Consider the following 23892-nt stretch of genomic DNA (forward strand, 5'->3'; position numbering starts at 1 on the left):
CCCCGCGCCCCCCCCGGGGGGGGGCGGCGCCCGCCCCCCGGCAACCCCCGCGGCCACGCCGGCCCCTGCCCCTACTCCCAGTCCCGCTCCTGCTCCCGCCCAGGCGGCCGCCGCCTACGCACCCCCCGCCGGCGGCCTCGACCCCCGCACGCTCTGGCCCAACATCCTGGAGGCGGTCAAGAACCGCCGCCGCTTCACCTGGATCCTGCTCAGCCAGAACGCCCAGGTCGCGGGCTTCGACGGCACCACCCTCCAACTCGGCTTCGTCAACGCCGGCGCCCGCGACAACTTCGCGAGCAGCGGCAGCGAGGACGTGCTGAGGCAGGCGCTGACCGAGCAGTTCAACGTCCAGTGGAAGATCGAGGCGATCGTCGACCCGTCCGGCGGCGGCTCGGCGCCCCCGCCGACCGGCGGCTTCGGGGGTTCCCCGGGCCCGTCCGGCCCCGCCGGTTTCGGCGGAGGCGGCGCCCCGGCCGGCGGCTACGGAAACCCGGGCGGCTACGGCGCCTCCGGGGGGTACGGCAACTCCGGCGGTTACGGCGGTGGCGGTACGGCATCCCAGCCGGCGCCCGCGCCCGCGCCGACCGCTCCCACCCCGGCCCCGGCTCAGTCCACGCCCCCGTCGGCCCCCGCCCCCGTCTCCACCCCCACCCCCGCACCCTCCTCCGCTCCGGAACACGTGGCCCCCGAGGACGACATCCCCGAGGACGACGACCCCGACCTCAACGAGAGCGCGCTTTCCGGCCACGAACTGATCGTGCGGGAGCTGGGGGCGACGGTGGTCGAGGAGTTCACGAACGAGTAGGGGGCGAGCACACGGCTTTGGAGGAACGCACAGCTTCCCGACTCCGCCCCCTTCGGAAGCCCGCACAAAGCACCGCACGCCCAGCCGGTTAGGCTGACCCCCGTGAACGTCCTCGTCATCGGCAGCGGCGCCCGCGAACACGCCCTGTGCCGCTCACTGTCCCTCGACCCCGCCGTCACCGCGCTGCACTGCGCCCCCGGCAACGCCGGCATCGCCGAGGTCGCCGAGCTGCACCAGGTCGACGCCCTCGACGGCGGAGCCGTGTCCGCGCTGGCCGGGGAGCTGGGCGCCGACCTCGTCGTCGTAGGCCCGGAGGCCCCGCTCGTCGCCGGGGTCGCCGACGCCGTGCGTGAGGCGGGCATCCCGGTGTTCGGCCCGTCCAAGGAGGCCGCGCAGCTGGAAGGCTCCAAGGCGTTCGCCAAGGACGTGATGGCCGCGGCCGGTGTGCCGACCGCCCGCTCCTACGTCTGCACCACCCCCGACGAGGTGGCCGAGGCCCTCGACGCCTTCGGAGCCCCGTACGTCGTCAAGGACGACGGCCTGGCCGCCGGCAAGGGCGTCGTCGTGACCAGCGACGTCGAGGCCGCGAAGGCGCACGCGGCCGCCTGTGAGCGTGTCGTCATCGAGGAGTTCCTCGACGGCCCGGAGGTCTCCCTCTTCGCGGTCACCGACGGCGAGACGGTCGTCCCGCTCCAGCCCGCGCAGGACTTCAAGCGCGCGCTCGACGGCGACGAGGGCCCCAACACCGGCGGCATGGGCGCGTACTCCCCGCTGCCCTGGGCCGACCCGAAGCTGGTCGACGAGGTCCTGCAGACCGTGCTCCAGCCGACCGTCGACGAGATGCGCCGCCGCGGCACCCCCTTCTCCGGCCTGCTCTACGCCGGACTCGCGATCACCAGCCGGGGCGTGCGGGTCATCGAGTTCAACGCCCGCTTCGGCGACCCGGAGACCCAGGTCGTCCTGGCCCGCCTGAAGACCCCGCTCGCCGGGCTCCTGATGGCCGCCGCCACCGGCAACCTCGCCGACCTCGCGCCCCTGCGCTGGAGCGACGAGGCGGCCGTCACCGTGGTCGTCGCCTCGCACAACTACCCGGGCACCCCGCGCACCGGCGACCCGATCACCGGACTCGACGAGGTGGCCGCCCAGGACGCCCCGTACGCGTACGTCCTGCACGCCGGCACCAAGCGCGACGGCGAGGCGGTGGTCAGCGCGGGCGGCCGCGTCCTGTCCGTCACGGCGACCGGCAAGGACCTCACTCAGGCCCGTGAGCGGGCGTACCGCTCCGTCGCACGGATCGGTCTCGACGGCTCCCAGCACCGTACGGACATCGCGGCGAAGGCGGCGGGCGCGTAGGACGCCTGGGACACGCCCACGCCGAGGAACAGGTTGCTGAACAGGCTGCTGAACAGGCTTTTGAGCAGGCCCCGGGTCCCCAAGGGGACCCGGGGCCTTTCCCTTGCCCACCGTCATCCACCTCTCCCCAAAGCCATTCCATCGAGTGAGCGGTGTCCCATCCGGCTGACGGGCGTCGAAGGGCCAACTAGGGTGCGGCGCAAGCGTTCCGGCACTTGGCCCATCGGCATTGCGATGTCAGTGGCGGGTGCCACAGTGGGGGAGTGAGCAGGACCAGCAGAGTCAGGACATCCAGGACTGCCGGGAGGGGATGAGGTCCGGAGGTGACCGGTATGGGAATGGAGGCGGGCGCACAGGCCGCACGGGCCCGGGCGCTGGGTGTGCTGCGTATCCGCAACCGGGCGCTGGCGGTCGCGCTGCTGCCCGCGGCGGCCGCCGTGATCCTGCTGGCGGGCGGTTCCACCGAGCACCTCATGGGCTCCGGCTGGGACGTCGCCCGCTGGACCGTCTCCGCGCTCGCGTTCCTCGTCCTGCTCGCCGCCGGTGTCGTCGCCCTGGTCGTCGCCCGTGCTCGCCCCGCCGTCAGCCCCACCGTCGCGATCGCCGAGAGCGCGGCCCCCGACCTGTACCGGATGGTGCGCGACCTCGCCGACCGGCTCGACGTCCCCGCGCCCTCCGCGATAGCGCTCACCCCGGACTGCGACAGCTGGCTGGAGGACCGCACCCACCCGGCGCACGGCCCGCCCGCGCCCCGGGACGGCGACGAGATAGCCGGCCCGGGCCTTGCCCACCGGCACCCGCATCGTCGTTCGCATGCCGCGCCCGTCCTCGTCATCGGGTCCCCGTTCCTGTGGTGGATGCGCGTGGGCGAGCTGCGCGCCGTCCTCGCACCGGTCGTGGCGGGTACGGGACCCTCCGCACACCCCGACATAGCGGCGGCCCGGCGGTTCGTGCGGGGGCTGGACGCCGCGGTGGCCGTCTCCGCCGACCGCGGCCGCTGTCCGGGCGTGCGCCTGGTCTGCGCCGGCATCGGCTGGGTCGCTCGGCTGCTCCTGCGCGGCTGCCAGGTCCATGCGGCGGAGATGGAGCGGGGGGTGGCCGCGGCGGCCGCCGAGCGTGCACAGGCTGTGGATTACGGACTGCGGATCGTCGCGCAGGAGCAGGTGGGCCTGGCGTACGCGGGCTGGGACCGCCTCCTCACGCGCGTGGCGCTGCCCGCCTGGCGGATGGGCCGCTGGCCGTCCCGGCTGGACGCGGGCGTCGTCGCGGCCCTCACCGAACTGTCCCGACGTGACCGGCTGGCCGAGGGCTTCGCCTCCCGCCTCGGAGAGCGCCCCGCCTGCGACCTCCTCGAAGAGCCCGGCGCGGTCGACGAAGCCGCCTCGCTCCTCGCCGCCCGCCTCTTCCACGGCGGCCCCCCTGAGCCCGGCCCCGGCTGGTCCCCGGTGGACTGGCGGGAGTACCCGGACGAGGTCGTGGACCGCAAATGGCGCACCGACGCGGCCCGCCTCCACCGCGTCCTCGACGCCCTCGGCGTCCGCCGCGCCCCCGACCCCGCGACCCAGGCCCCCGACGGCCCGACACTGGCCCGGGTACTGGACCACCTGACGGGAGCGGCGGGCACGCCCTGCACAGCCCCCACCTGGGCCGAACACCTCCACTCGGCCGCCCTCCTCCCGGAGGCGGCCCTGGACCCGTCGGCGCCCGGAGAGGCCCCGGACGCGGCGACCTCGAAGGCCTCGGAGGCCCTGGATGTCCCGGCCACTGCAGAGGCGTCGAAGTCTCCGGCGACCATGGACGCCCCGGCCGCCACGGACGCCCGGGAGGTCCCGGAGAGCTTGGACGACCCGGAGGCCGTGGGCGCCACGGAAGCTTTGGGTGCCCGGGCGTCCCTGGATTCCCCGGAGGCCCAGGACGCGCGGAACGCCCAGGCGACTGGGCAGGCGCCGAACCCCCCGGAAGCTCCGAGGGACGTGGACACCGCGCAAGCTCCGGATGGCTTGGAGGCCCAGGACGCGCGGAACGCCCAGGCGACTGGGCAGGCGCCGAACCCCCTGGAAGCTCCGAGGGACGTGGACACCGCGCAAGCTCCGGATGGCTTGGAGGCCCAGAACGCGCGGAACGCCCAGGCCACTGGGCAGGCACCGACCACCCTGGAAGCCCCGAGGGACGTGGACACCGCTGCCTCTGATGCTCCGGCGCCCCCGAGCCCTGCGGAGACTCCGAAGTTCCCTGAGACCCCCATAGCCTCACCGGCCCCGACCGCCCCCGCACCCACGACGACCGAACCCCCGACCGCCGCGCAGCCACCCCCCGCGCCCTCAGCCCCCACCGCCCCGCCCCTCGAAGACCTCGCCCCCTCCGCCCACGAGGCCGAGGACACCGGCGCCGCCGACCTCGCCCCGAACCCCCGCAGCGCCGCCCTGGCAGCCCGTCTCGGTGCCGAGCTGGCCCGTGAGGAGAGCGAGGCCGTGCCCTCGACCCCCGTCGGCCCGGCGACGCCCGGCCAGGGACTCGACGCGGGTGCTCTGTGGGACGGAGGCGCGCTCCCCCTCTTCCCGCTCCAGCCCCCGCGCACCGACCGTGAGCTTCTCACCGACCACGTCACGGCGATGGTCTGCTGCGCCGCGATGGACACCGTGGGAGCCACGCCGGGCCTCGACTGGCTCGACGGCCCGACCCTCCTCGTGGACGGCGTGCGCGTGACCGACCTGACGCCCCGCGTCCTCAGCCTGGTCGAGGACGGCGACGCGGCCCCGCTGCGCAGCTGGCTGGTGGAGCTGGGGATACGCCCGGAGAAGCCGGTACGCCTCGGCTGAAGCGGCTCCCAGCGGCTCCCAGCGGCCTCAGGGCCCCGGTCGGCCCCAGGGGCCCCGACGGTCCCGGCGCCCCAGGCACCCGGCGCACAGGCCCGTCGGCCCGCCGACTTCGCGACCGCGGCACCAGGCGAACCCGCCACCACACCCATACCGGATCACCCAGTTCCACTTTCAGCCAATTCGCAACGAATAGTGACTGTCTGCGCGCGTTATGTGATGTGCTGGGATCGATCGCGCCCATGGCATGGGCGTGCGACATAGGACAAACACACGAACGCCACGTTCCACCAGGTCACCAGCGCACCGCAGGCAACAGCCCGGGCAACGACCCACGGGGGCCAAAGGGAGGGGAGCACCATGGGGCAGAACCGCATCCGCCGATGGGAGTCGGGAGCGCTGGCGCATGCCGTGACGGACCCCTTCGGACAGGGCCCCGTCCCCTGGCTGCGCGGCACCGAGACGTACTTCGACGACGCCGCAGGCCAGGTCGTCCCCTGGTACGTCGACCCGGCTCCCGCCCCGGCCCCGGAAACCCCCCGGATCCCCTCCCCCCGAACCGCCGGAGGCCCCCGCTCCGCCGACGACGTCCGCCGCCAGATCAAGGGCTTCGTCTCCACCGGCGCGGTCGCCCCCGGTGACGCCGTCGACTTCCACATCACCGTCGACCCGCCCCAGGAATTCAGCGTCGACATCTACCGCATCGGCCACTACGACGGCGACGGCGCAGCCAAGATCACGACCAGCCCGCGCCTGTCCGGCATCGTCCAGCCGCCGCCCCTGACCGCCGACCGCACGGTCTCCTGCCACCACTGGTGGCTCTCCTGGCGCCTGCAGGTCCCGTCGTACTGGAACGTCGGCGCGTACGTCGCCGTCCTCACCACCGCCGACGGCTACCGCTCCCACATCCCCTTCACCGTCCGCGACAGCCGCCCCGCCGACCTGCTCCTGCTGCTCCCCGACATCACCTGGCAGGCGTACAACCTCTACCCGGAGGACGGCCGCACCGGCGCCAGCCTCTACCACGCCTGGGACGAGAACGGCCGCCTGCTGGGCGAGGCCGACGCCGCCACGACCGTCTCCTTCGACCGCCCGTACGCCGGAGCCGGCCTCCCCCTCCACGTCGGCCATGCCTACGACTTCATCCGCTGGGCCGAGCGCTACGGCTACGACCTCGCCTACGCCGACGCCCGTGACCTGCACGCCGGCCAGATCGACCCCACCCGCTACCGGGGCCTGGTCTTCCCCGGCCACGACGAGTACTGGTCGCAGGCCATGCGCCGCACCGCCGAACTCGCCCGCGACAGCGGCACCTCGCTGGTCTTCCTCTCCGCCAACACCCTGTACTGGCAGGTGGAGTTGGGCCCGTCCCCGTCCGGCGTCCCCGGCCGCCTGCTGACCTGCCGCAAACGCAAGGGTCCCGGCCGTTCCGTCCTCTGGCGCGAAATCGACCGCGCGGAGCAGCAGTTGATCGGCATCCAGTACGCGGGCCGGGTTCCCGAACCGCGCCCGCTGATCGTCCGCAACGCCGACCACTGGCTGTGGGAGGCGACCGGCGCCCACGAGGGCGAGGGCATCGAGGGCCTGGTCGCGGGCGAGGCCGACCGCTACTTCCCGCGCACCCCGCTCCCGCCGCACGAGGAGCGCACCCTCCTCGCCCACTCCCCGTACACCGACAGCGAGGGCGTCCTGCGCCACCAGGAGACCTCCCTCTACCGCGCTCCCTCCGGTGCCCTGGTCTTCGCCTCCGGCACCTTCGCCTGGTCGCCGGCCCTGGACCGCCCCGGCCACGTCGACCCCCGCATCCAACGCGCCACGGCGAACCTCCTGGACCGCATCTGCAAGCGGGATTGAGGGCCCCGCCCGCGCAACCGACGGCGCCTGCCTGCGGCCGGCCGACCCTCTGTCCGTGATCAATCCCGATGTACGGGACAATCAAGCCACAGGCCCGCCCGTCTCCCACCACCACCCCATACGAGCCCTGCGGGCCTCCCTTTTGATTCAGACCGCGGGGAGGAACCGTGTCCGGATTCGTAGAGAAGCCCGAGCCTGTCGAGGTCCCGGGCCTGGTGCATCTGCACACCGGCAAGGTGCGTGAGCTGTACCAGAACGAGGCGGGCGACCTCGTGATGGTCGCCAGCGACCGCACGTCCGCCTTCGACTGGGTGCTGCCCACCGAGATCCCCGACAAGGGCCGCATCCTCACCCAGCTCTCCCTGTGGTGGTTCGACCAGCTCGCCGACCTCGTCCCCAACCACGTCCTCAGCACCGAGCTGCCCGCCGACGCCCCCGCCGACTGGGCCGGCCGCACCCTCGTCTGCAAGTCGCTGCGGATGGTCCCCGTGGAGTGCGTGGCCCGCGGCTACCTCACCGGCTCGGGCCTGGCCGAGTACCAGCAGAGCCGCACGGTCTGCGGCCTCGCCCTCCCCGAGGGCCTGGTCGACGGCAGCGAACTCCCCGCCCCGATCTTCACCCCGGCCACCAAGGCCGCCGTCGGCGACCACGACGAGAACGTCTCCTACGAGGAGGTCGCCCGCCAGGTCGGCGCGGACACCGCCGTCCAGCTGCGCCAGACGACCCTCGCCGTCTACGGCCGGGCCCGCGACATCGCCCGCGACCGGGGCATCATCCTCGCGGACACCAAGTTCGAGTTCGGCTTCGAAGGGGAGACGCTCGTCATCGCCGACGAGGTCCTCACCCCGGACTCCTCCCGCTTCTGGCCGGCCGACCGGTGGCAGCCGGGCCGCGCGCAGCCGTCGTACGACAAGCAGTTCGTGCGTGACTGGCTGACCTCGGGCGAGTCCGGCTGGGACCGCGCGAGCGAGCAGCCGCCGCCGGCGCTGCCGCAGCACATCGTGGAGGCGACCCGCGCGAAGTACGTCGAGGCCTACGAGCGTCTGACGGGCACGAACTGGGCGTAGGGACGGACGAGACAAGCCCCCCGGCAGAAGCCGGGGGGCTTGATCAAGAGCGGACGACGAGGCTCGAACTCGCGACCTCAACCTTGGCAAGGTTGCGCTCTACCAACTGAGCTACGTCCGCAGTGCGCCGTGGCGCGAGAGCAACTATACCCAACCCCGCTCGCGTGCGAGCCGCACCGCCGCGTGCCGGTTCTCGGCACCGAGCTTGGACACGGCCGACGAGAGGTAGTTCCGCACGGTTCCCGGGGACAGCGCGGCCCGCTCGGCGATCTCCGCGACGGGCGCCCCGTCGGCCGCGAGTTCGAGCACCTCGGCCTCGCGCGCGGTCAGCGGCGAGTCCCCGGCGGCGATCGCGTCGGCGGCCAACTCGGGATCGACGTAACGGTTCCCGGCGTGCACGGTACGGATGAGCTCCGCGAGCCGTTGCGCGCTGACCGTCTTCGGGACGAACCCGCGCACACCCGCCGCAAGCGCCCGCTTCAGATGTCCGGGCCGGCCGTGACTGGTGACGATCAGCACCTTGCAGGCAGGCAGTTCGGCCCGCAGCGATGTGGCGACCTTCACACCGTCGGCGCCCGGCATCTGCAGATCCAGGACGGCGACGTCCGGCGCGTGCGCCCGTGCCATCGCCAGCGCCTCGGGCCCGGTGGCCGCCTCGGCGACGATCACCAGATCGTCCTCCAGCGAGAGCAGCGCGGCCAGCGCCCCCCGGATCAGATGCTCGTCGTCGGCGAGCAGCACGCGCACGGTCATGCGGTGACCTCACCCACCACAGCCGTCTCCCGCAGCGGCACCTCGGCCACCACCCGGAACACCCCCGCCCCGGCGAAGCCCGCCTCCAAGGTCCCCTCCACCCCCGCCAGCCGCTCCCGCAGCCCCGCGAGCCCGGACCCGCCGCCCGCACCACCGCCTCCTGCCTCGGAGGCCCCGTCGTTCTCCACTGTCAGCACCACAAGCCCCTCCGTCACCCGCAGTCCCACCGAACACCGTGCGGCGTCCCCGTGCCGCAGCACATTGGTGGTCGCCTCCCGCACCACCCAGCCGAGCGCCGACTGCACCTCGGCGGGCAGCCCGTCGGCCTCCCCGCGCACCTCGCACTCGATCCCGGCCGCCGTCAACACCCCTTGCGCACCGGCCAGTTCGACCCCGAGGTCGGCCTCCCGGTAGCCCCGTACGACGTCCCGCACCTCGCGCTGCGACTCCTGCGCGATGCGCTGCACCTCGATCATCTGCTCCACGGCCTCCGGCCGGCCCCGCCGGGCGAGTTGCACGGCCAGCTCGCTCTTCAGCGCGATCACCGCCAGGTTCCGTCCCATCACGTCGTGCAGGTCCCGCCCGAACCGCAGCCGCTCCTCGGCGACGGCGAGCCGGGCTTCGACCTCGCGGGCCCGCTCCGCCTCCCAGAGCACCGACAGCGTCCAGGCGCCGCAGCGCGAGGCGAGCAGGGAGAACGCCGTACCGAAGGCCGTCACCACGCCGATCATGAGGATGCGCAGGGGATCCGGGTCGGCCACGCCGAACACGGCCATGAGCAGCACGGCCAGCACGGCGGAGCGGCGCAGGAACACCCGGATGGGGATCATCAGCCCGTACAGCAGTCCGAAGGGCAGCAGGGCGGCGCCGATGGAGAGCCTGATCGTCACCGGGTCGGTGCCGTCGAGCGCGGCGAGCCCCAGATCCAGCGCCAGCCCGACGCCCAGCAGGACAGCGGCGCCGTTCAGGGCCCGGGGCGGGAGTTCGGCGCGGCCCAGGTAGTGGTCGAGCACGGGCCGGGTGAGCCGGTTGGCCTCCGCGCACTGCAGGGCGCCCACCAGCAGGAGGAGGCCGCCGACGACCATCGGCACGGGGCGGCGGTCGAGCCCGCCCACCAGCGGCATCGCGAGCCAGGCGAGGGAGAAGAACCAGGTCGTGGCGTACCAGGTGATCACACTCTGCAGCTCGACCCGTTCGGCCTTGCTGCGGTCCCGCCAGTGGCGCCGCTGCCACCCCCGTATCCGGCCGAACATCGTTCCCCTCCCGTACCTTGCCCCCGGCGTGGTCAGCGCCGCGGTTCCCACCGGAACCACCGCCGTACAGCAAACACCGCCAGCACGGTCCAGGCCAGCGCGGTCGCCAGGTCGCCCACGGCGTCGTAGGCCGACAGGTCGCCGGTCCAGCCGGCGCGGACCAGAGTGATGACCGGGCTCAGCGGCAGCAGTTCGCAGACGGAGGCGGCCTGGTCGGGCAGCAGTTCCAGGGGGACGGTGACCCCGGAGGCCACCATGGAGACCAGGACGAACGGCAGGGTGGTCACCTGCGCGCTCTCCACGGTCCGCGTCACGCTCGCCGTGACCGCCGCCAGCGCCGCGCACATCACCAGTCCCAACAGCACGGCCAGGACGGCGAGATGGGGCGCCTCGGGGGCCGGCACGTCGAGGAAGACCGTACAGCCCACCGCCAGTACCAGGCACTGCACGAGGCCCATGGTGAACACCGGCAGCGCGGATCCGGCGACGACCTCGGCGTCCCGCAGCTCACCGGTGCGCAGCCGCTTCAGCACGAGTTCCTCGCGCCGGGCGGTGTAGATGCCGGTGAGCGCCCCGTACACGCCGAACAGCAGCGAGAACCCGATCGCGGCGGGCAGCAGCACCAGCCCGACGGTGAGCCCGGAGTCCTCGATGTCCATGTCGTCGACCACGGGCCGCAGGCTGAACGGCAGCCCGAGCGGCACCAGCACGGCCGCGATGAGCGTGGCCTTGCTGCGCCCGAGCAGGGTGAGCTCGGCGCGGGCGAGCGCGGCCATCCGGCTCGCCGGGGTGGTGACCGAACCCTTGACCATGGCGCCGCTCATGCCGCGACCTCCCGCTCCGAAGCCTTCTCCGCCGCGTCCCGGGCGATCCCCAGGAACGCCTCCTCCAGCGAGGCCGACCGCACGTCCAGCCCCTTCAGTTCGACCCGGGCCCGGTCGGCCCACACCAGCAGCCCGGTGGCCGCCCGCTGCAACTCCCGCGTCCGCAGCCGCACGAGGCGGCCCTCGACCTCGTGGTCGCACACCCCCAGCTCGCCGAGCGGCGGCAGATCGCCCACGAAGTACCCCTCGGGCAGCTGGAAGGAGATCCGCGACGGCTGCGCGGCGGTCACCTCGGCGGGCGTCCCGGCGGCGGCGATGCGCCCCTGGTGCAGGATGGCCAGCCGGTCGGCCAGGCCCTCCGCCTCCTCCAGGTAGTGCGTGGTCAGCAGTACGGTCGTCCCGGCGTCGCGCAGGGCCCGCACGAGGTCCCAGGTGTCCCGGCGCCCCTCGGCGTCCAGCCCGGTCGTCGGCTCGTCGAGGAACAGCACCTCCGGCTTCCCGAGCAGCGCCAGCGCCAGATCCAGCCGCCGCCGCTCACCCCCGGACAGCTGCTTCACCCGTACGTCGGCCTTCCCGGCCAGCCCGACCAGCGCCAGCGCCTCCCCGACGGGCCGCGCCCCGCTCACACAGCCCGCCCACATGCGGGCGGTCTCCTTGACGGTCAGCTCGGAGGGGAAGCCGCCCTCCTGCAGCATCACTCCGGTGCGCGGCCTGACGACGGCCCGCTCGGCGTGCGGGTCGTGGCCGAGGACCCGGATCCGGCCGCCGTCGGGCCGCTCGAGCCCCTCCAGCAGTTCCACCGTCGATGTCTTGCCGGCCCCGTTCGTGCCCAGCAGCGCGAAGATCTCCCCACGGTCGACGTGGAAGGAGATCCCACGCACCGCTTGGAACCCGCCCCCGTACACACGTCGGAGGTCGGTGACCTCGATCACGTGTTCTTTCGTGTCCCTGGCTTCCATGACTCCAGCGTCCCGGCGATCACACGCCGGCAGCAGTGCGCGGTGTCATCACTCCCCATGACAAATGTCAGACGGCCGCGACGAGAACATGACCGCGACGAGAACATGACCACGACGGGAACACGGCCGCGACCGGAACACGAAAAGACCCCGGTCCAGTGGACCGGGGTCTCATTCCCGAGCGGACGACGAGGCTCGAACTCGCGACCTCAACCTTGGCAAGGTTGCGCTCTACCAACTGAGCTACGTCCGCATTGCATCCGACCGGCTTTCACCGACCGGCGCGAGCACCAGCCTACCTGATCCACAACAGTGGTCGGGACGGCGATGCAGAGCGGGTGACAGGGATCGCACACTGCGCCTTCCCCCTGGAAGGGGGATGTTCTACTACTGAACTACACCCGCACGGCCTCCGTGAGCTGGGCTTTTCGGCCCCGCCCGGCGGCGTGCTCCAGACATTAGCCGACCATGAGGGGGGTAACGCAAGTCGGTTGTCCCCAGGGCCCGCTGAGGGGCCCCGGGGTGCTCCCGGCGGACCTGGGCGCGGACGGGATCACGCGGAGGGGATCACTGCGCCTCGGCGAACGCCTCGTAGACCTTCTTGGGGATGCGCCCGCGCGCGGGCACGTCCATCTTGTTCGCCTGGGCCCAGGCACGGACCGCCGCCGGGTCGGGGGCGACCTCCGTCTGCTGGTAGGCCTTGCCGGACCTCGACCGCTTGCGGCCGGCCTCCACGTACGGCGCGAGCGCCTTACGCAGTTTTTTGGCATTGGTTTCATTCAGGTCGATCTCGTACGACTTGCCGTCGAGTCCGAAGGCGATCGTTTCCGCCGCTTCCGAGCCGTCGATGTCGTCAAAGAGAGTGACCACGACCTTCTGCGCCACGAATATCGGTCCCTTCGTGCGACAGCTCTGCGATGACGTGCCAAGACGCCACGGAGTTGTCGACTGTCCGCCTGTTATGGGGCAAAGTATCGGCTATTGCCATTTCATTTGTACAGTGCCCGCCAATGGAATGTGAAGCTGAACTAAATCTGCCCGCGTGTCCCAGCACAATAGGTGAGGGACGCGCGTCGGGGATCTTTCCCTGAACTTTTCGTGAAGGACCTGCTCCGCTACCGGATCGTGATGTGGTCAGTGATGGCCGTCACGTAGATTCCTACAACTCTACTCGCGTAGAAATTTTGTGCGGGTAGTCTGAAGACACCTACAGGTACCTGCTCAGCACCACAACACCGGGAGTGCCAGTGGCACGCGTCGTAGTCGACGTCATGCTCAAGCCGGAGATCCTCGACCCCCAGGGCCAGGCGGTGCAGCGCGCACTGCCGCGGCTGGGTTTCGAAGGCATCTCCGACGTACGTCAGGGAAAGCGATTCGAACTGGAAGTTGACGGCCCGGTCGACGAGGCCGCGCTCGCCCGCATCCACGATCTTGCGGAATCCTTCCTCGCCAACACCGTGATCGAGGACTTCACCGTCAAGGTCGAGTCCGAAGAAGCAGTCGCGGAGGCCGTGAAGTGACCGCTCGTATTGGCGTCGTCACTTTCCCGGGCAGCCTCGACGACCGGGACACCCAGCGCGCGATCCGCCTCGCGGGCGCGGAACCGGTCGCCCTCTGGCACAAGGACAAGAACCTCCACCAGGTCGACGCCGTGGTGCTGTGCGGCGGTTTCTCCTACGGCGACTATCTGCGCGCCGGCGCCATCGCCCGCTTCTCGCCGGTGATGGAGACCCTCATCGAGCAGGCGAAGGCCGGCCTCCCGGTTCTCGGCATCTGCAACGGCTTCCAGATCCTCACCGAGGCCCACCTCCTCCCGGGCGCGATGCTCGGCAACGACCACCTCCACTTCATCTGCCGCGACCAGAAGCTGCGGGTGGAGAACGCGGACACCGCCTGGACGACCGACTACACGGCCGGCCAGGAGATCCACATCCCGCTGAAGAACATGGACGGCCGGTACGTCGCCGACGAGTACACCCTCGACAAGCTCGAGGCCGAGGGCCGGGTCGCGTTCCGCTACCTGGACTTCAACCCCAACGGCAGCCTCCGCGACATCGCCGGCATCACCAACGAGGCCGGCAACGTCGTAGGCCTCATGCCGCACCCGGAGCACGCCGTGGAGCCGCTCATCGGGTCCGGCCGCACCGACGGCCTCCCGTTCTTCACCTCGATCCTCAAGAAGCTGGTCAACGTATGAGCCGGACGCCTCTGGACACGGTCGAGCACGCGGCCGCGACCCCCGACGTCGAGCTGCCCTGGGCCGAACTCGGCCTGAAGAAGGACGAGTACGAGCGGGTGGTGGAGATCCTCGGCCGCCGCCCGACCGGCGCCGAGCTCGCCATGTACTCCGTCATGTGGTCCGAGCACTGCTCGTACAAGTCGTCGAAGGTGCACCTGCGCCAGTTCGGCGAGAAGGCCCCGCAGAGCGACGCGCTGCTCGTGGGCATCGGCGAGAACGCGGGCGTGGTGGACGTCGGCCAGGGTTACGCCGTGACCTTCAAGGTTGAGTCGCACAACCACCCCTCCTACGTCGAGCCCTACCAGGGCGCGGCCACGGGCGTCGGCGGCATCGTCCGCGACATCATCGCCATGGGCGCGCGTCCGGTCGCGGTCGTGGACCCGCTGCGCTTCGGCGCGGCCGACCACCCCGACACCAAGCGCGTCCTCCCGGGCGTCGTCGCCGGCATCGGCGGCTACGGCAACTGCCTCGGCCTGCCGAACATCGGCGGCGAGGTCGTCTTCGACGCCTGCTACCAGGGCAACCCGCTGGTCAACGCCGGCGCCATCGGCGTCATGCGGCACGAGGACATCCACCTCGCCAAGGCGTCCGGCGCGGGCAACAAGGTCATCCTGTACGGCGCCCGCACCGGCGGCGACGGCATCGGCGGCGCGTCGATCCTGGCCTCCGAGACCTTCGACGACGCCAAGCCGTCGAAACGCCCCGCCGTCCAGGTCGGCGACCCCTTCCAGGAGAAGCTCCTCATCGAGTGCACCCTGGAGGCCTTCAAGGAGAAGCTGGTCGTCGGCATCCAGGACCTCGGCGCGGCGGGCCTGTCCTGCGCGACGAGCGAGCTGGCGTCCAACGGCTCCGGCGGCATGCGCGTCACGCTCGACGACGTACCTCTGCGCGACTCGACGCTCTCCCCCGAGGAGATCCTCATGAGCGAGTCGCAGGAACGCATGTGCGCGGTCGTCGAGCCGGAGAAGGTCGACCGCTTCCTCGAGATCTGCGAGAAGTGGGACGTCATCGCCACCGTCATCGGTGAGGTGACCGACGGCGACCGCCTGGAGATCTACTGGCACGGCGGCAAGATCGTCGACGTCGACCCGCGGACCGTGGCGCACGAGGGCCCGGTCTACGAGCGCCCGTACGCCCGCCCGTCCTGGCAGGACGAGCTCCAGGCGGACGGCGCCGACAAGCTCCCGCGCCCCGAGAGCTCGGAGGAGCTGAAGGACCAGGTCCTGAAGCTGGTGGGCTCTCCCAACCAGGCCTCCAAGAAGTGGATCACGTCCCAGTACGACCACTTCGTGCAGGGCAACACGGTGCTGGCCCAGCCCGAGGACTCGGGCATGATCCGCATCGACGAGGAGACCGGCCTCGGCGTCGCCATCGCGACGGACGGCAACGGCCGGTACGCCAAGCTCGACCCGTACACGGGCGCGCAGCTGGCCCTCGCCGAGGCGTACCGGAACGTGGCGACCACCGGCGCCAAGCCGCTCGCCGTCTCCGACTGCCTGAACTTCGGCTCGCCCGAGGACCCGGCGGTGATGTGGCAGTTCGCGGAGGCGGTACGCGGTCTCGCGGACGGCTGCCTGCAGCTGGGCACCCCGGTGACCGGCGGCAACGTCTCGCTCTACAACCAGACGGGCGAGGCGGCCATCCACCCGACCCCGGTCGTGGCCGTCCTCGGCGTCATCGACGACGTGGCCCGCCGCACGCCGGTCGCCTTCCAGGAGGAGGGCCAGCTGCTGTACCTCCTCGGCGACACGCGTGAGGAGTTCGGCGGCTCGGCCTGGTCCCAGGTGATCCACGACCACCTCGGCGGCCTGCCCCCGAAGGTCGACCTGGAGCGTGAGCGCCTGCTGGCCGAGATCCTGATCTCCGCCTCCCGCGACGGCATGATCGACTCCGCGCACGACCTGTCCGACGGCGGACTGATCCAGGCCGTGGTCGAGTCGGCCCTGCTCGGCGGCAAGGGCGCCCGCCTGGTCGTCCCGGACGGCCTGGACGCCTTCACCTTCCTGTTCTCCGAGTCGGCCGGCCGCGCGGTCGTCGCCGTCCCGCGCTCGGAGGAGCTCCGCTTCAACGACATGTGCGGTGCCCGTGGTCTTCCGGCCACCCGCATCGGTGTCGTCGACGGCGACTCGGTGGACGTGCAGGGCGAGTTCACGCTGTCCCTGGCCGAGCTGCGCGAGACGCACGAGGGGACGATCCCGGCGATCCTCGCGTAACCAACCGCTGGTGAAGCCCCCGTCCGGTGCGCCGGGCGGGGGCTTCGTCATGTCCGGATCCGACCCTTGAACGTAATTACGTAGTTCCGTAATCTCGTGGATCGTGGACCTCGAACAACGCGTGACCGAGCTGGAGCGCCGCCTGACGGCACTGGAAGCCGCAAGGCGCCCCGCCCCCGCCGTCGGCGAGGGCGTCGCCGACGGCGGGGGCGACTTCTGGGCCCTGGAGGGGCTGAAACAGCAACTGGCCGAGCTGGGCGCGGCCGACGGAGGCGTGCTGTTCACCGGCGCCGTACGGCTGCCGACCGGGGAGCGGTACGACTGGCAGCACGGCTCACTCGTCGAAGGCCTCCTGTCCGACGACTGGCCGTCGGCCGCTGATGCCTTCGCGGCGCTCGGCCACCCCGTCCGGCTACGGCTGCTCCGCGAGGTCATCGGCGGCCGGCGCACCGCGGCCGAACTGGCAGAGCTGGACGAGGTGGGCACCACCGGCCAGATCTACCACCACTTGCGGCAGCTCACCGGCGCGGGCTGGCTGCACACCACCGGGCGAGGCCGTTACGAGGTGCCGCCGGGGCGGGTCGTACCGCTGCTGGTGGTGCTGTCGGCGGCCCGGCCCTGACCCAGACGAGGGAACGAGGAAGAGACATGACCGGACGCAAACTGGCCGCACTCGCCTACCGGGGGCTGCAGCTGACCTTCTTATGCATGGTGATCGCCCACTTCTCGCTGGACCTCGGCTACCCCTGGTGGTGGAACTTCCTGCCGCTGGTCCTGGCGTACGCCGTCGTCATCGTGGCCAACCGGTGGGGTGGTGCTCCGGACAGCCCTCGCCTGGCCCGGGACCCCGTCGAGGTCGCCCCGCCCGTCACCGGCCGCTGGCTGGCGCTGAACAGCCCGGCCGCCCACACGCCTAGCCATGGCACGCACGCCTACGGCCAGACGTACGCCATCGACGTCGTCGCCGAGCCCGAGCAGGGCGCCCGCCCCGGTTTCAGCCGGCTGTGGCCGCTCGCCCGCCGCAGCGCCGCCTTCCCCGCCTTCGGCGCCCCGCTCCTCGCCGTCGCCGACGGCACGGTCGTGCGGGCCGCCGACGGACAGCGCGACCACCTGAGCCGTACGTCGCTGCCCGCGCTGCTGTACCTGACGCTCCTGGAGGGCTCCGTGCGCGACCTGTTCGGCGCCCGGCGGATCGTCGGCAACCACGTGATCCTGGATCTCGGCGACGGCACCCACGCCCTGTACGCCCACCTGCGGCGCGGCTCCCTCACCGTCCGCGAGGGCGACCGGGTACACGCCGGACAGCCGCTCGCCGCCTGCGGGAACTCGGGCAACTCGTCCGAGCCCCACCTGCACTTCCAGCTCATGGACGGCCCCGACCCCGACACCGCCCGGGGCGTGCCCTTCACCTGGCGGGGCCTCGGCGTGCCGCGCAACGGCGAGGTGTTCGAGGTGCCCGAACCGGCCCCGGCCTCCCGCGCCTAGGCTGACCCCCATGCCCCCGGCCAAGAAGCGCGCCCGCACCTACGACCCGGTCAAGATCCGCACCGCCGTGCTCGCCCAGTTCGGGAACGTACGACAGGCCGTGCGCACCCTGACCGCCGAGCAGCTCGCCCTGCCCACGCGTCTGCCGGGCTGGAGCGTGCGGGACCTGGCCGCGCACGTCACCATGGCGGTGGAGACCGTCAGCCGGAACCTCGACCGGGAGGAGCCGGCGAAGGCGGAGCTGACCCTGCTGGACTGGCCGTCCGCCACCGCCGTGCGGGCCGCGGACATCGACGAGGGCACCCGGGAGCTGGCACAGGCCAACCCCGATCTCGACGCCCTCTACGCCCGCACCGAGGAGCGCCTCACCGAGCGCCTGGCCACCGCCCCCGGCACCCGCCTGCTCGCCGCCCGCACCGGCGCGATGGCCCTCGCCGACTACCTCGTCACCCGCACCGTCGAACTCGTCGTCCACACCGACGACCTCAACGCCGCGGTGCCCGGCCTAGACATCCCCTACGACCGCCAGGCCCTCGCCGCCGCCACCCGGCTCCTCGCCGACGCCCTCGCCGTCAAGGCGCCCGGCGGCGCGACGGAGGTGCGCGTCCCGCCGTACGCCGTCGTGCAGTGCGTCGAGGGGCCCCGGCACACCCGTGGCACCCCGCCCAACGTCGTCGAGACCGACCCGCTGACCTGGGTCCGGCTGGCGACCGGGCGGCTGGCCTGGAAGGACGCCGTCGAGGAGACGAAGGTGAGCGCGAGCGGGGAGCGGGCCGCCCTCACGGAGCTGCTGCCGCTGCTGAGCTGAGCCAGGAGCAGGTCGCAACCCGGGCTGGAACCGGGCCGCAACCGGAGCTGGAACCGGGGGGCAACCAGGGCTGGAGCGGGGCCGGAACCGGATGGAACCAACCACCCCACCCGCCCCGTCCAATCGGCATGTACAGGCAGAGGAACAGGCCCAGGCACACCCAGCGCATGATGCTGACCGCCGTCGTCGCCCTCCTCCCCCTCGCGGCGGCCTGCGGCAGCGAGAAGGCGGACGGCGAGCAGGCCGGCAGCGGGTCGGTGAGCGCCGAGCAGCCCGTCACCGGCATCAAGTGGAGCGTCGACAGCGTCACCGTGGACGGCGCCACCCACCGTGCCCCCGCCGACGCCCACGTCGAGATCAAGGACGGCAAGGCGGCCGGCACCTACGGCTGCAACACCTTCAACGCCAACGCCGCCTTCGAGGGCGACCGCATCCGGCTCAGCGACGTCAGGTCGACCAGGATGGCCTGCGAGGACGCGCCGATGGCCTTCGAACGCGTCCTGTCCCGCACCCTCACCGAGAGCGCCCTGAGCACGGAGGTCAAGGGCACCACGCTGACGCTGAGCACCGACGACGGCGACCAGGTACGCCTGACCAGAAGCTGAGACCCGGCCCGCGGACACCCCGCCCACCCCCGCCCAACGGCCCGAATGATGTGCGACACCTCACTCACGGATCCGCAACCGGTCCCCGGCCGACCGCGCCCGCAGCCCGCCCGACCACCGAGTGGATCATCGCAATACCGCTCTGACCTGCGCGAACAATGCGATCAAGGGGGGCCGGGCCGGACCTTGATCGAGTTACCGGCGAGTATCCCCAATTCGGACCAGTGGTCGATCTCGCCTACACTCGAAGGCGTGCCACGTGGTGACGGTCGACTCAATCACGATCTGCTTCCCGGCGAGAAGGGCCCCCAGGACGCTTGTGGCGTCTTCGGTGTCTGGGCTCCGGGCGAAGAGGTCGCAAAGCTCACGTACTTCGGGCTCTACGCCCTCCAGCATCGGGGCCAGGAATCCGCGGGTATCGCGGTCAGCAACGGCTCCCAGATCCTCGTCTTCAAGGACATGGGCCTCGTTTCCCAGGTCTTCGACGAAACCTCGCTCGGCTCGCTCCAGGGTCACATCGCGGTCGGACACGCCCGCTACTCGACCACCGGTGCCTCCGTGTGGGAGAACGCCCAGCCGACGTTCCGCGCCACCGCGCACGGCTCGATCGCGCTCGGCCACAACGGCAACCTGGTCAACACCGCCCAACTCGCCGAGATGGTCGCCGACCTGCCCAAGCAGGAGGGCGGCCGCACCCCGCGCGTCGCGGCGACCAACGACACCGACCTGCTCACCGCGCTGCTCGCGGCCCAGGTCGACGAGGACGGCAAGCCGCTGACCATCGAGGAGGCGGCCCACCAGATCCTCCCGCAGGTCAAGGGCGCCTTCTCCCTCGTCTTCATGGACGAGCACACCCTCTACGCCGCCCGCGACCCGCAGGGCATCCGCCCGCTGGTCCTCGGCCGGCTGGAGCGCGGCTGGGTCGTCGCCTCCGAGACCGCCGCCCTCGACATCACGGGCGCCAGCTTCGTCCGCGAAATCGAGCCGGGCGAGTTCGTCGCGATCGACGAGAACGGCCTGCGCACCTCCCGATTCGCGGAAGCGAAGCCCAAGGGCTGCGTCTTCGAGTACGTGTACCTGGCCCGCCCCGACACCGACATCGCCGGCCGGAACGTGTACCTCTCCCGCGTGGAGATGGGCCGCCGCCTGGCGAAGGAGGCCCCGGTCGAGGCAGACCTGGTCATAGCGACCCCGGAGTCCGGCACCCCGGCCGCCATCGGCTACGCCGAGGCCTCCGGCATCCCCTTCGGCGCGGGCCTGGTCAAGAACGCGTACGTCGGCCGGACCTTCATCCAGCCCTCGCAGACCATCCGCCAGCTCGGCATCCGCCTGAAGCTGAACCCGCTGAAGGAAGTCATCAAGGGCAAGCGCCTGGTCGTCGTCGACGACTCCATCGTGCGCGGCAACACCCAGCGGGCCCTGGTCCGCATGCTCCGCGAGGCGGGCGCCGCCGAGGTCCACATCCGGATCTCCTCGCCGCCCGTGAAGTGGCCCTGCTTCTTCGGCATCGACTTCGCCACCCGCGCCGAGCTGATCGCCAACGGCATGTCGGTCGACGAGATCGGCAGGTCGCTGGGCGCCGACTCCCTCGCGTACATCTCCATCGACGGCATGATCGAGGCGACCACCATCGCCAAGCCGAACCTCTGCCGCGCCTGCTTCGACGGCGAGTACCCGATGGAGCTCCCCGACCCCGAGCTGCTCGGCAAGCAGCTCCTGGAGACGGAGCTGGCCGCGGGCCCGGCGGCCACGGCCGCGGCCGACGCGATCCGCCGCCCGTAAGCCTCGTACGTATCACCAACCCGAAAGATCTCAGGCAATGTCTGCTGTGTCAGATCAGTCGCCTCCGGCGACGGCCACTACCGGTAACGGTGCTTCCTACGCGGCTGCCGGCGTCGACATCGAGGCGGGCGACCGCGCGGTCGAGCTGATGAAGGAGTGGGTGAAGAAGACGCAGCGCCCCGAGGTCCTTGGCGGCCTCGGCGGCTTCGCCGGCCTCTTCGACGCCTCCGCCCTCAAGCGCTACGAGCGTCCGCTGCTCGCCTCCGCCACGGACGGCGTCGGCACCAAGGTCGACATCGCGCGTCAGCTCGGCGTCTACGACACCATCGGCCACGACCTGGTCGCCATGGTGATGGACGACATCGTGGTGTGCGGCGCCGAGCCGCTGTTCATGACCGACTACATCTGCGTCGGCAAGGTCCACCCCGAGCGCGTCGCCGCCATCGTCAAGGGCATCGCCGAGGGCTGCGTCCTGGCCGGCTGCGCCCTGGTCGGCGGCGAGACCGCCGAGCACCCGGGCCTGCTGGGCGAGGACGACTTCGACGTCGCCGGCGCCGGTACGGGCGTCGTGGAGGCGGACCGCCTGCTGGGCCCGGATCGCATCCGCACGGGTGACACGGTGATCGCCATGGCGTCCTCCGGGCTTCACTCGAACGGGTACTCCCTCGTCCGGCACGTCCTGCTGAACCAGGCCGGCCTCTCCCTCGACGCGCGCGTCGAGGAACTCGGCCGCACCCTCGGCGAGGAACTCCTGGAGCCGACGAAGATCTACTCGCTGGACTGCCTGGCCCTCACCCGCACCACCGAGGTCCACGCCTTCAGCCACGTCACCGGTGGCGGACTCGCGGCCAACCTCGCCCGTGTCATCCCCGACGGGCTGTACGCGACCGTCGACCGCTCCACCTGGACCCCGGCCCCGATCTTCGGCCTCGTCGGCAGGACCGGCGACGTCGAGCGTCTGGAGCTGGAGAAGACCCTCAACATGGGTGTCGGCATGATCGCGATCGTCCCGGAGGAGTCGACGGACGTGGCCCTGGCGGCACTGGCCGACCGCGGGGTCGACGCCTGGGTCGCCGGTGAGATCACCGAGCGTGGCGAGCAGACCACCGGAGCGGCTCTGGTCGGGGACTACGCCGGCTGAACCTTGCAGGCAGCACAAGACCCGGTCGGTGACCGAAGTCACCGACCGGGTGAGTGCTCAATACAGGTCAAGCGCCGCGACGGTGTTGTTGCGAGGAGTCCTCATCCTCGTCGTCGTCGTCCTCGTACAGGTCGGCGTACCGGCTGTAGAGGTCGTCGTCTTGCTCATCGTCCTCGAACGGCTCGCCATTCGGCGGAATGTTCGATGGCGATGCGCCCAGCTCTTCGGCCAGGCGTGAGAGATCCGTCCCGCCGCTGTTGTACTTCAGCTGGCGGGCGACCTTCGCTTGCTTGGCCTTGGCCCGGCCGCGCCCCATGGCTCGACCCCCTCAACGACGGGGCTCGACGGCCCCAGAGTCTTGACACGCGTTCATGATCCGGAACGGACTCTCCGCAGAGAGGCCGGTCCGTAGGGCTTCCACGGTACCTGAGCCCGCACCCATACGGTACGTCGCCCGTAGGACGCGCGTGTGCGCAGAACCTTCGAGGCGCCCCGTCCTCGCTGGTCAGTGGCGATTTTAACCACTTATCGGCGGACGACCCGCCGGGAAGAGTGAGAGTTCTCTCTAACTTTCCACCGACTGGTACCGAACAAACCTGCGACCGAGACGAGAGCGGGGCGTTTTCGAGCCTCAGCGGAAGCCCTCCCTCCGCGTCACCACCCGCGCGCCTGCGCCGCCTCGTGCATCCGCTGCTCGGCGATCCGGTCGGCCGCCGCGGCCGGCGGAATCCCATCTTCCTTCGCACGTGCGAAGATTGCGAGCGTGGTGTCGAAGATCTTCGCCGCCTTCGCCTTGCACCGGTCGAAGTCGAAGCCGTGCAGCTCGTCGGCGACCTGGATGACCCCGCCGGCGTTCACCACGTAGTCCGGCGCGTAGAGGATCCCGCGGTCGGCGAGGTCCTTCTCGACGCCCGGGTGCGCGAGCTGGTTGTTGGCCGCGCCGCACACGATCCTCGCGGTCAGCACCGGCACGGAGTCGTCGTTCAGCGCCCCGCCCAGCGCGCAGGGCGCGTAGACGTCGAGCCCGTCGACCCGGATCAGCGCCTCGGTGTCCGCGACGGCCGTCACGCCCTCGGGGTGCCGGTCGAGAATCCGGCGTACGGCGTCCGCGCGCACGTCGGTGATCACGACCTCGGCGCCCTCGTTCCGCAGGTGCTCCACCAGGTGGTGGCCGACCTTGCCGACGCCCGCGATGCCGACCCTGCGGCCGCGCAGCGAGGGGTCGCCCCACAGGTGCTGGGCGCTGGCCCGCATGCCCTGGTAGACGCCGAAGGCGGTCAGGACCGACGAGTCCCCCGCGCCGCCGTTCTCCGGCGAGCGCCCGGTCGTCCAGCGGCACTCGCGGGCCACGACGTCCATGTCGGCGACGTAGGTGCCGACGTCGCAGGCGGTCACGTACCGCCCGCCGAGCGAGGCCACGAAACGGCCGTACGCGAGCAGCAGCTTCTCGGTCTTGATCACGTCGGGGTCACCGATGATCACCGCCTTGCCGCCGCCGTGGTCCAGCCCGGCCATGGCGTTCTTGTACGACATCCCGCGCGCGAGGTTCAGGGCGTCGGCGACGGCCTCCGCCTCGGTCGCGTACGGGTAGAAGCGGGTACCGCCGAGCGCGGGGCCCAGCGCGGTGGAGTGGAGGGCGATGACGGCCTTGAGGCCGCTGGCGCGGTCCTGGCAGAGCACGACTTGCTCGTGACCCCCCTGGTCCGAGTGGAACAGGGTGTGCAGGACGCCGTTTGATACGTCGGTCACGGTGGTGACTCCTGGGTAACTGGCGGCGGTCGGGACGGGGGCTCCCGTACGGGTGGCGGGGCCCGTGGGATGAGCGTAGAGCCTGCGGGGGCCGCCGTTCGTGAGGTGTTCGGGATCACCTTCTCCCGGAGTACGCCCGTGGGACGATTTGCATGTTTTCCGGCCCCTTCAGGAGCGGGTCCGGGA

At 71.7% G+C, this 23892-nt stretch carries 20 protein-coding genes, 3 tRNA genes and 1 pseudogene; 14 read left to right on the top strand and 10 right to left on the bottom strand.

What is annotated here, in order from left to right; all coding sequences use genetic code 11:
* From ACPT94_RS38170 to ACPT94_RS38190, 5 genes and pseudogenes are all read left to right on the top strand, one after another.
* Nucleotides 1-805 (top strand): annotated as a pseudogene (locus tag ACPT94_RS38170) (DNA polymerase III subunit gamma and tau); the annotation flags it as partial.
* 102 nt (nt 806-907) lie between these two features.
* The gene (gene purD / locus ACPT94_RS38175) at nt 908-2158 is read left to right on the top strand and encodes a phosphoribosylamine--glycine ligase (RefSeq protein WP_425247906.1); all 1251 of its coding nucleotides are present in this window, start codon (nt 908-910) and stop codon (nt 2156-2158) included.
* 332 nt (nt 2159-2490) lie between these two features.
* A complete protein-coding gene (locus tag ACPT94_RS38180; protein ID WP_425247924.1) occupies nt 2491-4977 on the top strand; it encodes a hypothetical protein in 2487 nt (828 codons plus the stop codon).
* Nucleotides 4978-5334: 357 nt separating this feature from the next.
* Nucleotides 5335-6828 carry a N,N-dimethylformamidase beta subunit family domain-containing protein gene (locus ACPT94_RS38185; RefSeq protein WP_425247907.1) on the top strand — a complete coding sequence of 498 codons (1494 nt, stop codon included), beginning with the start codon at nt 5335-5337 and terminating at the stop codon, nt 6826-6828.
* 167 nt (nt 6829-6995) lie between these two features.
* Nucleotides 6996-7895, top strand: coding sequence for a phosphoribosylaminoimidazolesuccinocarboxamide synthase (locus tag ACPT94_RS38190; protein ID WP_360342935.1), 900 nt, complete (start codon nt 6996-6998; stop codon nt 7893-7895).
* Between the two features lie 48 nt (nt 7896-7943).
* Here the strand turns inward: ACPT94_RS38190 and ACPT94_RS38195 are convergent.
* From ACPT94_RS38195 to ACPT94_RS38230, 8 genes are all read right to left on the bottom strand, one after another.
* A tRNA-Gly gene (locus ACPT94_RS38195) sits at nt 7944-8016 on the bottom strand.
* A 23-nt stretch (nt 8017-8039) separates the two neighbouring features.
* Complete coding sequence (locus ACPT94_RS38200) at nt 8040-8648, bottom strand: response regulator (protein WP_360342932.1); 609 nt, start codon at nt 8646-8648, stop codon at nt 8040-8042.
* Entirely contained in the window at nt 8645-9901 is a 1257-nt protein-coding gene (locus ACPT94_RS38205; protein WP_425247908.1) for a sensor histidine kinase, read from the bottom strand. The genes ACPT94_RS38200 and ACPT94_RS38205 overlap by 4 nt, the downstream gene beginning before the upstream one ends.
* 32 nt (nt 9902-9933) lie before the next feature.
* Nucleotides 9934-10725 (bottom strand): ABC transporter permease, encoded by a 792-nt coding sequence (locus ACPT94_RS38210; protein WP_360342926.1) that lies wholly within the window; start codon nt 10723-10725, stop codon nt 9934-9936.
* Complete coding sequence (locus ACPT94_RS38215) at nt 10722-11684, bottom strand: ABC transporter ATP-binding protein (RefSeq protein WP_360342923.1); 963 nt, start codon at nt 11682-11684, stop codon at nt 10722-10724. Before ACPT94_RS38215 ends, ACPT94_RS38210 begins: the two co-directional genes overlap by 4 nt.
* Before the next feature lie 180 nt (nt 11685-11864).
* Nucleotides 11865-11937: transfer RNA gene (locus ACPT94_RS38220), tRNA-Gly, on the bottom strand.
* 80 nt (nt 11938-12017) lie between these two features.
* Nucleotides 12018-12089 (bottom strand) — tRNA-Gly (locus ACPT94_RS38225).
* A 162-nt stretch (nt 12090-12251) separates the two neighbouring features.
* Nucleotides 12252-12569 (bottom strand): histone-like nucleoid-structuring protein Lsr2, encoded by a 318-nt coding sequence (locus ACPT94_RS38230; protein ID WP_425247909.1) that lies wholly within the window; start codon nt 12567-12569, stop codon nt 12252-12254.
* A gap of 362 nt (nt 12570-12931) precedes the next feature.
* On the opposite strand from ACPT94_RS38230, the gene purS reads away from it, so the two are divergent.
* The 9 genes from purS to purM all read left to right on the top strand — a co-directional run bounded on the left by purS (nt 12932) and on the right by purM (nt 21957).
* The gene (gene purS, locus ACPT94_RS38235; RefSeq protein ID WP_360342917.1) at nt 12932-13204 is read left to right on the top strand and encodes a phosphoribosylformylglycinamidine synthase subunit PurS; all 273 of its coding nucleotides are present in this window, start codon (nt 12932-12934) and stop codon (nt 13202-13204) included.
* Nucleotides 13201-13881: a phosphoribosylformylglycinamidine synthase subunit PurQ gene (gene purQ, locus ACPT94_RS38240; RefSeq protein WP_360342914.1), complete on the top strand. Its 681-nt coding sequence runs from the start codon at nt 13201-13203 to the stop codon at nt 13879-13881. The genes purS and purQ overlap by 4 nt, the downstream gene beginning before the upstream one ends.
* Nucleotides 13878-16136, top strand: coding sequence for a phosphoribosylformylglycinamidine synthase subunit PurL (gene purL, locus ACPT94_RS38245; RefSeq protein WP_425247910.1), 2259 nt, complete (start codon nt 13878-13880; stop codon nt 16134-16136). Before purQ ends, purL begins: the two co-directional genes overlap by 4 nt.
* Before the next feature lie 103 nt (nt 16137-16239).
* Nucleotides 16240-16758: an ArsR/SmtB family transcription factor gene (locus ACPT94_RS38250; protein ID WP_360342908.1), complete on the top strand. Its 519-nt coding sequence runs from the start codon at nt 16240-16242 to the stop codon at nt 16756-16758.
* A 26-nt stretch (nt 16759-16784) separates the two neighbouring features.
* On the top strand, nt 16785-17621 hold the full coding sequence (locus ACPT94_RS38255) for a murein hydrolase activator EnvC family protein (protein ID WP_425247911.1): 837 nt from the start codon (nt 16785-16787) through the stop codon (nt 17619-17621).
* Nucleotides 17622-17631: 10 nt separating this feature from the next.
* Nucleotides 17632-18429 (top strand): maleylpyruvate isomerase family mycothiol-dependent enzyme, encoded by a 798-nt coding sequence (locus ACPT94_RS38260; protein ID WP_425247912.1) that lies wholly within the window; start codon nt 17632-17634, stop codon nt 18427-18429.
* 167 nt (nt 18430-18596) lie between these two features.
* Nucleotides 18597-19034, top strand: a complete 438-nt coding sequence (locus tag ACPT94_RS38265) for an META domain-containing protein (RefSeq protein WP_360342894.1) — start codon at nt 18597-18599, stop codon at nt 19032-19034.
* A gap of 252 nt (nt 19035-19286) precedes the next feature.
* Nucleotides 19287-20816: an amidophosphoribosyltransferase gene (purF, locus tag ACPT94_RS38270; protein WP_360342891.1), complete on the top strand. Its 1530-nt coding sequence runs from the start codon at nt 19287-19289 to the stop codon at nt 20814-20816.
* 37 nt (nt 20817-20853) lie between these two features.
* Complete coding sequence (gene purM / locus ACPT94_RS38275) at nt 20854-21957, top strand: phosphoribosylformylglycinamidine cyclo-ligase (protein ID WP_425247913.1); 1104 nt, start codon at nt 20854-20856, stop codon at nt 21955-21957.
* A 67-nt stretch (nt 21958-22024) separates the two neighbouring features.
* On the opposite strand, the gene ACPT94_RS38280 is transcribed toward purM, so the two are convergent.
* Nucleotides 22025-22273: a DUF3073 domain-containing protein gene (locus tag ACPT94_RS38280; protein WP_360342885.1), complete on the bottom strand. Its 249-nt coding sequence runs from the start codon at nt 22271-22273 to the stop codon at nt 22025-22027.
* A gap of 338 nt (nt 22274-22611) precedes the next feature.
* Complete coding sequence (locus ACPT94_RS38285; protein ID WP_360342881.1) at nt 22612-23706, bottom strand: Leu/Phe/Val dehydrogenase; 1095 nt, start codon at nt 23704-23706, stop codon at nt 22612-22614.
* Nucleotides 23707-23892: the final 186 nt, after the last annotated feature.

It is taken from the genome of Streptomyces aurantiaciflavus, from assembly GCF_049808595.1.
Taxonomy (GTDB): domain Bacteria; phylum Actinomycetota; class Actinomycetes; order Streptomycetales; family Streptomycetaceae; genus Streptomyces.

What these genes read in the sequence shown, in the direction of transcription:
- ACPT94_RS38180 (WP_425247924.1), top strand. Translation starts at nt 2,491, where the DNA reads ATGGGAATGGAGGCGGGCGCACAGGCCGCACGGGCCCGGGCGCTGGGT.
- ACPT94_RS38185 (WP_425247907.1), top strand. Translation starts at nt 5,335, where the DNA reads ATGGGGCAGAACCGCATCCGCCGATGGGAGTCGGGAGCGCTGGCGCAT.
- ACPT94_RS38200 (WP_360342932.1), bottom strand. Translation starts at nt 8,648, where the DNA reads ATGACCGTGCGCGTGCTGCTCGCCGACGACGAGCATCTGATCCGGGGG.
- ACPT94_RS38205 (WP_425247908.1), bottom strand. Translation starts at nt 9,901, where the DNA reads ATGTTCGGCCGGATACGGGGGTGGCAGCGGCGCCACTGGCGGGACCGC.
- ACPT94_RS38210 (WP_360342926.1), bottom strand. Translation starts at nt 10,725, where the DNA reads ATGAGCGGCGCCATGGTCAAGGGTTCGGTCACCACCCCGGCGAGCCGG.
- ACPT94_RS38215 (WP_360342923.1), bottom strand. Translation starts at nt 11,684, where the DNA reads ATGGAAGCCAGGGACACGAAAGAACACGTGATCGAGGTCACCGACCTC.
- purL (WP_425247910.1), top strand. Translation starts at nt 13,878, where the DNA reads ATGAGCCGGACGCCTCTGGACACGGTCGAGCACGCGGCCGCGACCCCC.
- ACPT94_RS38255 (WP_425247911.1), top strand. Translation starts at nt 16,785, where the DNA reads ATGACCGGACGCAAACTGGCCGCACTCGCCTACCGGGGGCTGCAGCTG.
- ACPT94_RS38260 (WP_425247912.1), top strand. Translation starts at nt 17,632, where the DNA reads ATGCCCCCGGCCAAGAAGCGCGCCCGCACCTACGACCCGGTCAAGATC.
- ACPT94_RS38265 (WP_360342894.1), top strand. Translation starts at nt 18,597, where the DNA reads ATGATGCTGACCGCCGTCGTCGCCCTCCTCCCCCTCGCGGCGGCCTGC.
- purM (WP_425247913.1), top strand. Translation starts at nt 20,854, where the DNA reads ATGTCTGCTGTGTCAGATCAGTCGCCTCCGGCGACGGCCACTACCGGT.
- ACPT94_RS38280 (WP_360342885.1), bottom strand. Translation starts at nt 22,273, where the DNA reads ATGGGGCGCGGCCGGGCCAAGGCCAAGCAAGCGAAGGTCGCCCGCCAG.